Below are 13984 nucleotides of genomic sequence, written 5' to 3'. Positions count from 1 at the left end.
ATTTCCTAATCAAGTAACTTCTAGTTACACAACATCTCTTTTTAAACAAAAAACCTCCAAAATCGTATTGATTTGAAGGCTTTAGATTGTTTTAAATACTATTTGCAGAGAGAAAGGGATTCGAACCCTCGATATGTTGCCATATACACGCTTTCCAGGCGTGCGCCTTCAGCCACTCGGCCACCTCTCTATTTTAAATTAAGGTTGCAAAGAACACAAAAAAAAAGCAGTTATCGAAATTTAAAAGCAATTTTTATGATAATTCACCGCGAATTGATGTTTCGAAGATGGTTTTGAAAACATTAGGTGCTACTTTTTGTCCCAATAAGTACATTAACTTGGTTATTGCGGCTTCTGTTGTGATGTCTTTTCCTGAAATTATTCCGATTTTCTTTAGCAAAGTACTCGTTTCATATTGTCCCATACTTACACTACCGCCGGAACATTGGGTTACGTTTATAATATGCAACCCGTTTTTTATGGCTTTTTTCAAAAGTGAAATAAACCATTCCTCGGTGGGAGCATTTCCAGATCCGTAAGTTTCAAGTACAACTCCTTTCAGATTTGGAATATTAAAAATCGCCGATAAAACAGCTTCATTGATTCCCGGGAACATTTTTACGATAACTACATTATTGTCTAAATCTTTGTTAACCTTGAGCTTTTTCAGACCCATTTTAGGTAAAAGCAAGTGATTATTTACTTTTAGATGCACGCCAGATTCTGCTAATTCAGGATAATTCGGGGAAGTAAAAGCATTAAAATGTTCGGCATTTATTTTAGTTGTTCTGTTGCCTCGGTATAATTTGTATTCAAAATAAAGACCCACTTCATGAATTACAGGTTTGTTTTTTTGCTGCAAAGAGGCAATTTGAATGGCTGTAATTAAATTTTCCTTGGCGTCGGTTCTTAAATCTCCTATAGGCAATTGCGAACCGGTAAAAATAACGGGTTTATTCAAATTTTCCAGCATAAAGCTCAGCGCCGAAGCCGAATAAGACATCGTATCTGAGCCATGCAAAACTACAAAACCATCAAAAAAAATATAATTTTCTTCGATGATTTCGGCAATTTTAACCCAGTTTTCAGGATTCATATTTGATGAATCCATTGGATTTTCAAATGAAATGGTTTCTATTTCACAATCCAATTGTTTCAACTCCGGAATTCTCTGAAGTAGTTTACTAAAGTTGAAAGCTTTCAATGCGCCAGTTTCAAAATCTTTCATCATACCGATGGTTCCGCCAGTATATATCAAAAGTATTTTGGCTTTAGACTGCATTTTGGTGTTTTAATTTATTTACCACCGGATTGGCATACATCGCCAAAAATCCTTGTAAGGCAACCGGATTGTCGTGATCTATTCTCATTTCTAATCTGCGTTCAAAAAGTGATTTTTCATTTTCTGTATACAAATGCGAATACGTATTCGTTTTATTCAAAATATCGAAAGCAATATAGTTTGTTGGCCACAATTTATAAGTGCTCAATATCGATTCATCTATCACTTGGGCCAAAGCCTGAATTTGTTTATTGGAATTGTCAAATTGAGCCGCTATAATATCCAATTCCTTATCAAGAACATCACCTACATGAATATGGATGCGTTTCTTTTGTCCCATAATTCCGCTTAAAAGCGTTGTGAAATCCTCGTTTTCTTCCTTAATATATATTTCATTATTAGCTTCAGCCATCAATTGCGGCATTTTCAAAGCATCGGTAGGATCATATTCGTACGAAATTGAAACGGGAACTATTTTGATTTTCTTAAAATAATCCATCAGATTTTTTTCATCCGAACCCATAGCGACCATTTTCAAAACGCCCGGGTTAGTCATGTCATTCCCATCTTTGGTTCTGCCTTCACGTTGCGCAATCCAAACAGAACGGTTTTCGCGTAATAACAATTGTCCAATATATTCGGCTAACAACTTCGAGCTTTGTAACATTTCCCGAGGAGACAATCCTCTTTGAACCAAGAAATTTCTGTTCATTTTTGCCAATGTATGCAGAAATGCTTTTTTAACCAGATTATCACCAATTGCAGAAGCGGTCATCACCAAACCATGCTCGAACAAACAGGTATTGAGCAATGAAGTATCTAAAATAATATCACGATGATTGGACATAAATAAATAGGAAGTGTTGCTTTCCAATTTTTCAAAACCAGAAGTAGTCAGGCCGTCAGAGCTTTTCTCCAACACTTTTTGAATAGAATGGTAAATGAAATTGCACTGAAAGTCACGAATAGAATGGGTCTTTCTCAGTTGATCTTTCCAAACAGCATCTTCTACATCTGGAAAAGTAAAATTCATCAACGCTTTCATCATCGGATGATTAATGACTTTATGAATGGCCTCATTTATTTCGGCATCATAAAACGGACGAATGGCATCAAATTTTGACATTTAGTTTTTTATTTATATATTCACAAAAGAACGAAATTTTATTGAAATCGGTGTTTTTGTTTTGATTAAATCCCAAAAATTGCTTTAGAATTTTCGGTAGTACGATTTGCGATTTCATCCGATGAAACGCCGTAAATGCTTGCCAATTTATCAACTACATTTACAATATAGCTGCTTTCATTACGCTTCCCGCGAAATGGTATCGGCGCAAGATAGGGAGAATCGGTTTCCAAGACAATATGTTTCAAATCGATTTGGTGTAAAAATTGGTCTATTTTTCCATTTTTGAAAGTCACAACGCCACCAATTCCAAGTTTCATATTATACGAAATAGCCCGTAGCGCCTGCTCATGTGTTCCTGAGAAACAATGAAAAATTCCGAATAAATTGTCGCTTTTTTCACTTTCCAAAACTTCAAAAATCTCATCAAAAGCTTCACGGCAATGAATCACTATCGGCAATTTGTATTGCTTTGCCAATTGAATTTGACGTTTGAAAGCTATTTTTTGTATTTCTAAGGTGGTTTTATCCCAGTACAAATCAATTCCGATTTCGCCAATAGCATAGAATTTTCTTTTGGACAATTCCTTTTCTACGTGTTGCAATTCTTCGAGATAATCGTCTTTTACATACGTTGGATGAAGGCCCATCATCAGGAAAACGTTATTGGGATAATTTTCTTCTAAAGCATACATCGCTTGCGTACAACTCGAATCGATTGCAGGAACAAAAAAACGCGTTACGCCATTTTCGATAGCACGTTGCATCATTTCGTTTCTGTCCTGGTCGAATTCTTCACTGTATAAATGGGTGTGCGTATCGGTGATTATCATTTTATTAGTTTGAAAGCCGCAAAGTTAATATTTTGGATTTTTAGATTCTTAAATTTTTAGATTACTTTTGGGATTCATTGCCTTATTTATGAAAAACCTTCACGAAATTCTAAAAAAAGAAAAATACCGAAAAATAAAATTCAAAGTCACAAAGACCCAACATTTGCTAATTAAAGCAGAGTTAAACGGTGTAAAAGGCAATTTTATTCTAGACACAGGCGCTTCAAACAGTTGTGTTGGTTTTGAATGTATTGAATTGTTTCAACTCGAAGCTTCCCACTCTAAAACCAAAGCATCCGGTGCTGGTGCAACTGGAATGTTGACACAAATTGCCAAGAAAAATGCTTTGAAAATTGGCTCTTGGCAAAATAAAGATTTTAGCATCGTTATTTTTGATTTATCTCATGTAAACCAGGCATTAGTGCAGTACAAAGCAAAACCCGTTCAGGGAATTATTGGTGCGGATGTCCTGCTTAGCGGAAAAGGAATTATTGATTATTACAATCACTATCTGTATTTAAAATAAACACACTATTTTATTCTTTAAAAACCCTGATAATCCATCTGAGAATTGGATTTAATGAAATCAACGTTTTTAATATCTTGAATTTTAATTTCTAATGTATTTCTATATGAGTAGAACAAAAAAAGAAACTCATTCGTAAAATTATCAGAGGCAATATTCTTCATTCTGAAAGGAAAATATCGACTGCTTTAATCAATATTTGCATTTTGTCGGGAATAAATTAACCTTCATCTAATTTCCATTTTTTTTATAGTTAAATAAAATAATCCTGTTAATATTATTGTTAATTTTATGATTATTAACTATTTAAAACAAATCTACTATGAAAAAAATATTCCTTTTTATGTTAGTGGGCTCATTGACACTTTCATTAAACTCTTGTTCAAAAGACAATGATTCGACCCCGGCGGGCAGTAGTCTGACCATGAAAGTTGGCGGAGTACAAAAAACATTCAATACAATAACTGTAGATGAGATTCCTTATGACGATTATGTGGATTTGATAATTACAGCCAGTAACAACGGAAGCACATCAGAATTCGTGACTTTTGGTATTGGCAAAGGCGACATGGGAACAGGCCATGCTTGGGGGTTCGAATATACATTGAATGATGTAGTTTACACTGAGGGTGATGTTATAAGAACAATCAGCTCCAATGCGACCACAAACAGTGACAATAAATTAGTAGGCACTTTTAGCGGTACTGTTACCTCTAGTGATAATGCAACCATTGAGCTATCCCAGGGTTCCTTTAATATTTCTTATTAAGAGCGATTATTTACAAACAAAAAAGCCTCAATAATGAGGCTTTTTTGTTTGTATTGAAATAAAGACTAAAGCTCTAACGCTTTCTTTGGATTATTATCCATCAATAATTCTAATGGGTTTTCTAATGCTTCTTTTACTGCAACCAAGAAACCTACAGACTCACGACCATCAATGATTCTGTGGTCATAAGAAAGTGCTACATACATCATCGGATGAATTTCCACTTTACCGTTTACTGCAATTGGACGCTCAATGATGTTGTGCATTCCTAAAATTCCTGATTGTGGCGGATTGATAATTGGTGTGGATAACATGCTTCCGAAAACCCCACCATTAGTAATGGTAAATGTTCCACCGGTCATATCATCAACAGTAATTTGTCCGTCACGTGATTTGATGGCTAATCTTTTAATTTCTCCTTCAACACCACGGAAAGTCAGGTTTTCTGCAGAACGAACTACAGGAACCATCAATCCTTTTGGTCCGGAAACTGCAATTGAGATATCGCAGAAATCATAAGCTATTTTATAATCCCCGTCGATCATGGAGTTTACGTCCGGATACAATTTCAAGGCTCTGGTCACCGCTTTTGTAAAGAATGACATGTATCCCAAACCAAGTCCACCGTGTTTTGCTTTGAATGCGTCTTTGTATTCATTACGAATGGTGTTGATTGGCGTCATGTTCACTTCATTGAACGTCGTTAGCATCGCTGTTTCGTTTTTCGCAGCAACCAAACGTTCGGCTACTTTTCTACGCAACATCGATAATTTTGAACGTTCAGAGCCACGAGATCCACCGGTTGGTGTTCCCATAGATGGTACTGCATTCACGGCATCATCCTTTGTGATTCTTCCGTCTTTTCCGGTTCCGACAATGTCAGAAGACGCAATATTTTTTTCATCTAATATTTTTCTTGCTGCTGGCGAAGGGGTTCCTGAAGCGTAAGTTGTTGTAGCTGCCGGAGTTGCTTTTGGTGTTTCAACTGCTTTTGGTGCTTCTTTTACTTCTGGTTTTGGTGCTTCAACAACTGGTTTTGCTTCCGCAACCGGAGCTTCGCCTGATGGTTTTGCAGCATCGGTATCAATTAAACAAACCACTGCTCCTACAGCAACTGCATCACCTTCCTCTGCTTTCAGCGTAATGATTCCGCTTGCTTCTGCTGGTAATTCCAGTGTTGCTTTATCAGAATCAACCTCAGCGATAGCTTGGTCTTTTTCTACATAATCTCCGTCTTTTACTAACCAAGTTGCAATTTCAACTTCTTTGATTGATTCTCCCGGTGAAGGAACTTTCATTTCTAAAATCATCTTTTATATAATTTTATGTGTGTTGTTATTATTATCGATATATCAAAAATACTATTTTTTTTAGCCCTGATGATTGAATTGCTCTCGCAATTACCTTTTTATTTTTGCTGCCAAAAATAAGGCAGCTACAGCAGGAAAATAGCTCCTAATTAAATAAATTTTTGTCAAAAACCATGGCAATGGCTGCTGCATGACGTTTTTTAGAACGTGCATAACTTCCTGCTGCCGGTGCGCTGTAAGCTTTTAACGAGGCAAGTCTCAATTTTACTAAATCGAAATTCATCAACATAAAGCTGTAAGCACCCATGTTTTTTGGTTCTTCTTGTGCCCAAACATAATCATCCGCGTTTGGATATTGTGCAATAATCGCTTTCAACTGCTCTATTGGCAATGGAAATAATTGTTCAATTCTCACTAAAGCAACATCATTTCTGTTTAGATTTTCTCTTTCGGCGAGCATATCGTAATAGAATTTTCCGGTACAGAAAACGAGTGTTTTAACGTCTTTTTTGTTTACCGTTGCATCGTCTATAGTTTCCTGGAATGTTCCATTAGCAAATTCTTCAACCGAAGAAACCACTCTTGGATCACGCAATAAACTTTTTGGGGTGAAAACAATTAACGGTTTTTTATAGGTTGTTTTCATTTGTCTTCTCAACAAATGGTAGAAATTCGCTGGTGTGGTACAATCGGCAACGAACATGTTTTCGCTGGCACACATTTGCAAATAACGCTCCATTCTTGCTGATGAATGCTCTGCTCCCTGACCTTCATAGCCATGTGGCAACAACATGACCAAACCGTTTTGATTGTGCCATTTGTCTTCTGCCGCAGAAATATATTGGTCTAACATAATTTGTGCTCCATTACTGAAATCTCCAAATTGTGCTTCCCAAATAGTCAGTGTTTTCGGGCTTGCCAAAGCATAACCATAATCGAAACCAACTACAGCATATTCTGATAAAAGCGAATTGAAAATGTTGAATTTTCCCTTTTGATTTTTTAATTGCTGCAAAAGAATTACTTCTTCTTCAGAATCTTCGACTTTTACCACCGCATGACGGTGAGAGAAAGTCCCACGCTCAACATCTTGTCCGGAAATACGAACGTCGTACCCTTCGGTTAATAAGGAACCATAAGCCAATAATTCGGCCATAGCCCAATCCAACTTATCGGTTTCGAAGAACATGGTTTTTCTATCTTTAATCAGCTTTTCAATTTTGCTGATAAATTTTTTGTCTTTTGGCAAAGCCGTAATCACCTCAGCAATTTCGATAAGGCCTTCTTTTGGGAAAGTTGTATCTACTTTTTGAAGCATCTCCGCTTGTGTTGCCTGAGCATAACCCTGCCATTCATTTTGCATGAATGGAGTAATAATAGTCAGGTCTTTTTTGCGGGAAGCTTCCAGATTTTCTTCCAGAATGGCTTTGTATTGACTTTCTAACCCTTTTACGTAGGTCTTGTCTATAACGCCCTCGGCAATCAATCGATCTGCATAAATATCTCTTGGATTTTCATGTTTAGCAATGATTTTATATAATAATGGCTGTGTGAAACGAGGTTCATCACCTTCGTTGTGACCGTATTTTCTGTATCCTAATAAATCGATAAAAACATCGCTTCCGAATTGCATTCTGTAATCTAAAGCAAATAACATCGCATGTACAACCGCTTCAGTATCATCTGCATTTACATGTAAAACGGGTGATAATGTTACTTTTGCAATATCCGTACAATACGTTGAAGATCGCGCATCCAGATAATTGGTTGTAAACCCAACCTGATTGTTAATCACGATGTGAATGGTTCCTCCGGTTTTGTATCCGTCTAATTGTGCCATTTGAACAATTTCGTAAACGATTCCCTGACCTGCAATTGCAGCATCACCGTGAAGTGCAATTGGCAATACTTTTGAGAAATCATCCGGGAAATATCGGTCTTGTTTAGCTCTGGTAATTCCTTCAATTACAGCACCAACAGTTTCAAGATGTGAAGGATTCGGTGCTAAATTGATATTGATGCTTTTTCCGGATTTTGTTTTTCTGTCCGAAGTTAACCCCAAATGGTATTTTACGTCACCATCAAAAAGTGCGGTGTCATCATAATCTTTTCCGTCAAATTCAGAGAAAATATCCTGTGTTGACTTTCCGAAAATATTTGCTAAAACATTCAAACGACCACGATGTGCCATTCCCATAACGAATTGTTCTACTCCTTTTTCGGCAGCAGCTTCAATTAAAGCATCTAGTCCCGGGATAATTGATTCTCCTCCTTCGAGAGAGAAACGTTTTTGCCCAACGTATTTGGTGTGTAAAAAATTCTCGAAAGAAACCGCTTCATTTAGTTTCCCTAAAATGTTTTTCTTTTGATCTGTAGAAAATTTTGGAATGTTATCATTGTATCCGATTTTATCCTGAATCCATTGAATAACCTCTGGTTTTCGAATATACATATATTCCACACCAATAGACCCACAATAGATTTTATTCAAATGGCCTAAGATTTCCTGAAGCGTACAAGGAGCAATTTTAATTGCTTTTGCAGCATCAAAAACGGTTGTTAAATCTGATTTTGAAAGACCGTAATTCTCAATATCCAATGTCGGAGAATACGTTCTTCTGTCGCGAACAGGATTTGTTTTGGTAAACAAATGCCCGCGAGTTCTGTAATCATCGATTAGTTTAAGAACGTTAAATTCTTTTTGAAGTTTTTCAGAAATTTGACTGTAGTCTTGGTCACCAGCGGCAAAATTTGCCATTTGCACAACTGGATTTTCACCACTGTAAGTCGTCATTCCAAAATCGAAACCTTGGAAAAAACTTCTCCAACTTGGCTCTACGCTGTCTGGATTTTGCAGATATTGATCGTATAAATCAGCGAAAAATTCGGTGTGTGCTGCGTTTAAAAAGGAAAACCTATCCATAAATATTGTTAAATAAACTGATTTGTAAAATAGTTACGCAAAAGTACAATAAATGGTATAAAATATTAATGATTTTTAGATACTTTTATGTTTTAAAAATTAACCTCTGAAAAACAATGAAAAACTTATATCCTTTTTCCGAGAATAAAGCCGTTTTATCGTTTGTTTTTAGTTTGTTTTCAGTTATTTTATTGGCTCAGGAACAAACTCCGGTTCCAGAATCGAAAAGTATTTTTTGGAAAAAAGTTCAATTTGGCGGCGGCATTGGTTTAAGTATCGGCTCTGGTTATACGGATGTCACTTTGGCTCCAAGCGCCATTTATAATTTCAATAAATATGTGGCTTTGGGACTCGGCGCACAGTATACTTATGTAAAACAGAAAAATTACTATAGTTCTCATTTATATGGAGGAAGCATTATCGGATTATTTAATCCTATCGAAGAAATTCAACTTTCAGCAGAATTAGAACAATTGAGAGTTAATGTAGATTTGGACGGATCTAATAGTAATTCTCAGGATTTTTGGAATACCGGACTGTTCCTTGGAGCAGGTTACAGAACCGGGAATGTGACTCTTGGGGTTCGTTACAATGTTTTGTACGACAAAAACGACTATGTTTATAGTGACGCTTTTATGCCATTTGTCCGGGTTTATTTTTAATGGAATAAATTAAAACTTATTCCTGAACCAAACTTTTTGCCACTCTCTTTTCAAAATTAAAAAAGTTACTTGCTCTGAAAGTTCCACTAAGTCAGAACCATCCAGTTTCTTGATTTGGTCTTCGGCAACATCGATAATATAAAGCAAATTGAGATATTCGGCAAATTTGTACTGAATCAACCGGTAGATTTTTTCGTGCAATTGCACTTTTAATTCCGTTGGTTTGGTGCTTAACGGAAAATCGATGGATTCGTTGGCTAAATTGAAATCCTTATTGATTTGCTCAATTAATTTAAGGTATAAGTTTTCGCTTTCCGCTTCGGAAAGTAGTAAATCGGTATTTTTTGGCGCTATAAACATTATACTTTTCTTCCCATTAATTTTTCTCCAAAAGCGCTTAACATTGCTTTTTTATCTTCTGAAATATCCATTTTTTTCAAAGTATCAAATGCTTTGAAAGTATATGCCTGAATTGCTTCCTGCGTAGCTTTTGATGCCCCGGAAATGTTAAAAATTTCTTTAACCGAACTGATTTTCTCCGAATTATCATTCGGATGAACAGAAAACAAATGCATCAATTGTTCTACTTCTTCTTTTTTAGAAAACGCAACGGCTTTTAAATATAAATACGTTTTCTTGTTTTCTATTATGTCTCCTCCTACTTGTTTTCCGAAGGTTTCCGGATCGCCAAATGCATCCAGATAATCATCTTGCAATTGGAAAGCCAATCCTAAATTTAATCCAAATTCATAAATTAAATTGGCATTTTCTTCGGAAGTTTCCGCAATAATGGCGCCCATTTTCATCGCCGCAGCAACAAGAACGGCCGTTTTATATTCAATCATTTTGAGATATTCCGAAATCGTAACATCTTCACGCGTTTCAAAATCAACGTCCCATTGTTGTCCTTCGCAAACTTCGATGGCCGTTTTGCTGAATAACTTGGCTAAATCCCTGAAAACATTAGGCTCGTATTGCTCGAAATATTGGTAAGCCAGAATCAGCATGGCATCTCCAGACAATATTCCGGTATTAAGATTCCATTTTTCATGAACCGTTTCACTTCCCCTTCTCAAAGGCGCATCATCCATAATATCATCATGAACGAGAGAAAAATTATGAAAAACTTCTACCGCCATTGCTGCCGGAAGCGCTTTCTTATAATCGGTATTAAAAACCTCCGCGGTCATTAATGTCAAAACCGGTCGCATCCGTTTTCCGCCTAAACCTAAAATGTAATCAATAGGTTCGTACAAATTTTTGGGTTCCTTGATAATGGCCTGACTATTTAAATAGGCAATGAAAAATTCCTGATACTGACTAATGACGTGCATGAAAATAATTTTTGGCTAATTTAAGGTATTCGCCCTTTATTACAAACTGCGTTCCTTAATGAAATGTTAAATAATAGTAAATACTTTGGAAACTATTTTGGTGTTCAAAGTTTCCTGTTTACATTTGCATCAGAATTTAACGTTTCAAATTCACCGTTTGAAATAAATTAAATACTACCCAAACAAGTCCAGCATAAAAAAAAATGAAAGATAAAATTATATCAAAAGCGAGCGAAATGTTTTTAAAACTTGGTTTTAAGAGCATTACAATGGATGATATTGCCGGAGAAATGTGCATTTCTAAAAAAACGATTTACAAATATTTCTGCAATAAAGAAATCCTTATTGAGGAAAGTACCGCCATGGTTCATAAACAAGTACATCAAATTATTGACAGTATTGTGGCTCTAAATCACAATGCCATTGCTGAAAATTTCGAGATACGAAAAATGTTCAAAGAAATGTTTAAATCCTCTGACACCTCTCCCATTTTTCAATTAAAAAAACACTATCCCGATATCTATGAAAAGGTTATAACCCGAGAATTTGACGAATGCAACTTGTGGTTTAAACAAAACATCGAAAGAGGAATTGCCCAAGGATTGTATCGAAAAAATATTGACTCGGACTGTTATACCAAATTTTATTACACGCTCGTTTTTAACATTAAGGAAAATACAAGTTCTGAAAAAGATTCTCAAAAGTTAGAACTGGAAATTTTAGAATACCATACCAGAGCGATGGCGACTCTTGCAGGAATTATTGAACTTGAAAAACATTTACTAAACCATATTATATAATCATCAATCCATGAAAAAAATAGTTTTAATCGCCTTCTTAACTTTTGCAATTACTGCAAAATCTCAAGAAATAAAATCGCTGACGCTTAAAGATGCCATTACCTATGCATTAGAAAATAAAGCCGATGCCAAAAAAGCAAAGCTGGAAGTAGAAAACAGCGAATACCAGATTCAGGAAGTTCGCTCGAGGGCTTTACCTCAAATTTCGGCAAATGGTGGCTTAACTTACAACCCCGTTTTACAAACAACCGTTATTGATGGCGCTAATTTTGGTCAGCCAGGCACAACTATCCAGGCTAATTTTGGACAAAAATGGAGTTCGGTTGCAGGCGTTTCTTTGACACAAACCCTTTTTGACCAGTCTGTTTTTACGGGCTTAAAAGCTGCAAAATCCACCAGAGAATTCTACCAAATTAATGAACAATTGACAGAAGAACAAGTCATTGAAAGAGTTGCCAACAACTACTATCAGGTTTATGTGCAACGCCAAAAACTAAACGTTCTCGACAGCACTTTTGTAAATACCAATAAAGTCAAAAATATTATCAAAGGACAATTTGATAATGGATTAGCTAAAAAAATTGACTTGGATAGAATTTTAGTAAAGATTTCAAACATCAATACGCAACGCCAACAAGTTTTAAATGCGGTTCAGTTACAGGAAAATGCTTTGAAATTTTATATCGGAATGCCAATTGAAACCAAAATCGTGATTCCTCAATCCCAATTTGAAATTACACCAGTTGCCTTTTCGGAAGTGCCAAATACAGCTAACAGAACGGAATATTTGCTTTTGAAAAAGCAGGAGCAATTATTGGAATTTCAAAAAAAGGCGAATGAAGCGGCCTATTACCCAACTCTGTCACTAACTGCCGGTTATAATTATATCGGTCAGGGTCCCGAAATGCCTTGGGGCGGAAAACCCGAAGATGGCGTTTATTGGTCTGATTTTTCTGCGATTGGTCTGAATTTAAAAGTCCCGATTTTTACCGGATTTGGAACACGAGCCAAAGTAAGACAAGCCGATGTTCAATTGAGATCTGTCAAAGAAGACATCAACGACACCAAATTAGGTCTTGATTTAGCTTATGAAAATGCTAAAATACAAATCGACAATAGCGTCATTACCATCAGCAACCAAAAGGAAAATGCACAATTGGCACAGGACGTTTTAAACAATACAAGAAACAATTATATACAAGGATTGGCCTCTTTAACTGATTTATTGGATGCAGAAAATGCATTGACAGAAGCACAAAACAACTACACTTCGGCAATATTAGATTACAAACTGGCCGAAATTCAATTAATCAAATCAAAAGGTGAATTAAAAACACTTATAAACAACTAACAAAAATGAAAAAAAATATAATAACAATAGTACTGATTTTAGGATTTTTAGGCGTTATCGCATATATTTTAATGAATAACAAAAAAGAAAACGAAGCGAAAACAGCAATTGTTGCTGAGAAAAACGCAAGTATTTCCGTTAAAGTTGACACCGTTAAAACCGAAGAGATTTCTCTAGATTTTTCTGCCAATGGTAATTTTGCACCGTTTCAGGAATTAAGTTTCTCTGCTGAGAAACCGGGAAGAGTAGTACGTGTCTTAGTTGACGAAGGTGACAAGGTAAGAATAGGACAGACTTTGGCCATTATTAGAAGTGAGCAAATTTCGGCTGACTTGCAAACTGCGCAAGCTTCCTATCAAAATGCGTTAACGGATTATAGCCGTTTTGAAAACGCTTTCAAAACAGGAGGAGTTACAAAACAACAATTAGATCAGGCTAAACTGAATTTAGTGACTTCAAAATCCAGATTGCAACAAGCAAGAATAAGTATAGGCGATACCAATATCAAAGCATCTATCAATGGAATTGTAAACAAAAGGTTTATTGAACCGGGATCTGTCCTTAATGCAGGATCCCCTTTGTTTGACATTGTAAATGTTACCAAATTGAAATTGAAAGTTAATGTAAACGAAAGTCAGGTAGCTAGTTTAAAATTGGGGAATACCATAAATGTGAAAGCAAGTGTTTATCCAAACGTTACATTTTCAGGAAAAATTAGCTTCATCGCTCCAAAAGCAGACACCAGTCTGAACTTTCCTGTAGAAATAGAAATTAGCAATAATGTCGCCAACGATTTAAAAGCCGGAATGTACGGAACAGCTGAATTTGCTTCAAACCAACAAAAACAATCGCTGATGATTGCCCCTAGAAATGCATTTGTGGGAAGCGTAAGCAGCAACCAGGTTTTTGTTGTGGAAAATGGTGTCGCCAAATTAAAAACCGTAACGGCCGGAAGAATTCTTGGTGATAAAGTAGAAATTTTGAACGGTCTTTCTGATGGCGAAGTTGTAATTATTACGGGTCAAATTAATCTTCAGGACGGATCTAAAGTGGATATTATTAAATAAT

13 protein-coding genes and 1 tRNA gene are annotated in these 13984 nt (G+C 36.0%); 6 read left to right on the top strand and 8 right to left on the bottom strand.

Annotated elements, in window-relative coordinates:
* Nucleotides 1-105: 105 nt before the first annotated feature.
* From VI621_RS05335 to VI621_RS05320, 4 genes are all read right to left on the bottom strand, one after another.
* Nucleotides 106-190 (bottom strand) — tRNA-Ser (locus VI621_RS05335).
* Between the two features lie 63 nt (nucleotides 191-253).
* Nucleotides 254-1282, bottom strand: coding sequence for an asparaginase (locus VI621_RS05330; RefSeq protein ID WP_324217345.1), 1029 nt, complete (start codon nucleotides 1280-1282; stop codon nucleotides 254-256).
* Nucleotides 1272-2408 carry a 1-acyl-sn-glycerol-3-phosphate acyltransferase gene (locus VI621_RS05325; protein WP_324217344.1) on the bottom strand — a complete coding sequence of 379 codons (1137 nt, stop codon included), beginning with the start codon at nucleotides 2406-2408 and terminating at the stop codon, nucleotides 1272-1274. Before VI621_RS05325 ends, VI621_RS05330 begins: the two co-directional genes overlap by 11 nt.
* A gap of 65 nt (nucleotides 2409-2473) precedes the next feature.
* Entirely contained in the window at nucleotides 2474-3241 is a 768-nt protein-coding gene (locus VI621_RS05320) for a TatD family hydrolase (RefSeq protein WP_324217343.1), read from the bottom strand.
* 88 nt (nucleotides 3242-3329) lie between these two features.
* Between VI621_RS05320 and VI621_RS05315 the strand changes: the two genes are divergently transcribed.
* Together VI621_RS05315 and VI621_RS05310 are read left to right on the top strand one after the other, a co-directional pair.
* On the top strand, nucleotides 3330-3767 hold the full coding sequence (locus tag VI621_RS05315; RefSeq protein WP_324217342.1) for a retropepsin-like aspartic protease: 438 nt from the start codon (nucleotides 3330-3332) through the stop codon (nucleotides 3765-3767).
* A 322-nt stretch (nucleotides 3768-4089) separates the two neighbouring features.
* Nucleotides 4090-4536 (top strand): hypothetical protein, encoded by a 447-nt coding sequence (locus tag VI621_RS05310; protein ID WP_324217341.1) that lies wholly within the window; start codon nucleotides 4090-4092, stop codon nucleotides 4534-4536.
* 65 nt (nucleotides 4537-4601) lie between these two features.
* On the opposite strand, the gene odhB is transcribed toward VI621_RS05310, so the two are convergent.
* Both odhB and VI621_RS05300 read right to left on the bottom strand, forming a co-directional pair.
* Nucleotides 4602-5846: a 2-oxoglutarate dehydrogenase complex dihydrolipoyllysine-residue succinyltransferase gene (odhB, locus tag VI621_RS05305; RefSeq protein ID WP_324217340.1), complete on the bottom strand. Its 1245-nt coding sequence runs from the start codon at nucleotides 5844-5846 to the stop codon at nucleotides 4602-4604.
* 145 nt (nucleotides 5847-5991) lie between these two features.
* On the bottom strand, nucleotides 5992-8769 hold the full coding sequence (locus tag VI621_RS05300) for a 2-oxoglutarate dehydrogenase E1 component (RefSeq protein WP_324217339.1): 2778 nt from the start codon (nucleotides 8767-8769) through the stop codon (nucleotides 5992-5994).
* Nucleotides 8770-8885: 116 nt separating this feature from the next.
* Here VI621_RS05300 and VI621_RS05295 point away from each other — a divergent pair, with 116 nt between their 5' ends.
* Nucleotides 8886-9431: a hypothetical protein gene (locus VI621_RS05295; protein ID WP_324217338.1), complete on the top strand. Its 546-nt coding sequence runs from the start codon at nucleotides 8886-8888 to the stop codon at nucleotides 9429-9431.
* A gap of 9 nt (nucleotides 9432-9440) precedes the next feature.
* Here the strand turns inward: VI621_RS05295 and VI621_RS05290 are convergent, their stop codons facing one another.
* Both VI621_RS05290 and VI621_RS05285 read right to left on the bottom strand, forming a co-directional pair.
* A complete protein-coding gene (locus VI621_RS05290) occupies nucleotides 9441-9791 on the bottom strand; it encodes a hypothetical protein (RefSeq protein WP_324217337.1) in 351 nt (116 codons plus the stop codon).
* Nucleotides 9791-10765, bottom strand: coding sequence for a polyprenyl synthetase family protein (locus tag VI621_RS05285; protein ID WP_324217336.1), 975 nt, complete (start codon nucleotides 10763-10765; stop codon nucleotides 9791-9793). Before VI621_RS05285 ends, VI621_RS05290 begins: the two co-directional genes overlap by 1 nt.
* Before the next feature lie 203 nt (nucleotides 10766-10968).
* Between VI621_RS05285 and VI621_RS05280 the strand changes: the two genes are divergently transcribed.
* Genes VI621_RS05280 through VI621_RS05270 form a run of 3 tightly spaced genes read left to right on the top strand, consistent with a single transcriptional unit; the run spans nucleotide 10969 to nucleotide 13983 of the window.
* A complete protein-coding gene (locus VI621_RS05280) occupies nucleotides 10969-11565 on the top strand; it encodes a TetR/AcrR family transcriptional regulator (RefSeq protein WP_324217335.1) in 597 nt (198 codons plus the stop codon).
* Between the two features lie 10 nt (nucleotides 11566-11575).
* Nucleotides 11576-12916 carry a TolC family protein gene (locus VI621_RS05275; RefSeq protein ID WP_324217334.1) on the top strand — a complete coding sequence of 447 codons (1341 nt, stop codon included), beginning with the start codon at nucleotides 11576-11578 and terminating at the stop codon, nucleotides 12914-12916.
* A gap of 5 nt (nucleotides 12917-12921) precedes the next feature.
* Nucleotides 12922-13983: an efflux RND transporter periplasmic adaptor subunit gene (locus VI621_RS05270; protein ID WP_324217333.1), complete on the top strand. Its 1062-nt coding sequence runs from the start codon at nucleotides 12922-12924 to the stop codon at nucleotides 13981-13983.
* Nucleotide 13984 lies beyond the last annotated feature (1 nt).

This window comes from Flavobacterium sp. (genome assembly GCF_035292545.1).
Classification (GTDB): Bacteria; Bacteroidota; Bacteroidia; order Flavobacteriales; family Flavobacteriaceae; genus Flavobacterium.
The sequence above is the reverse complement of the archived record's forward strand: the minus strand, read 5'-3'. Positions and strand labels throughout refer to the sequence as shown.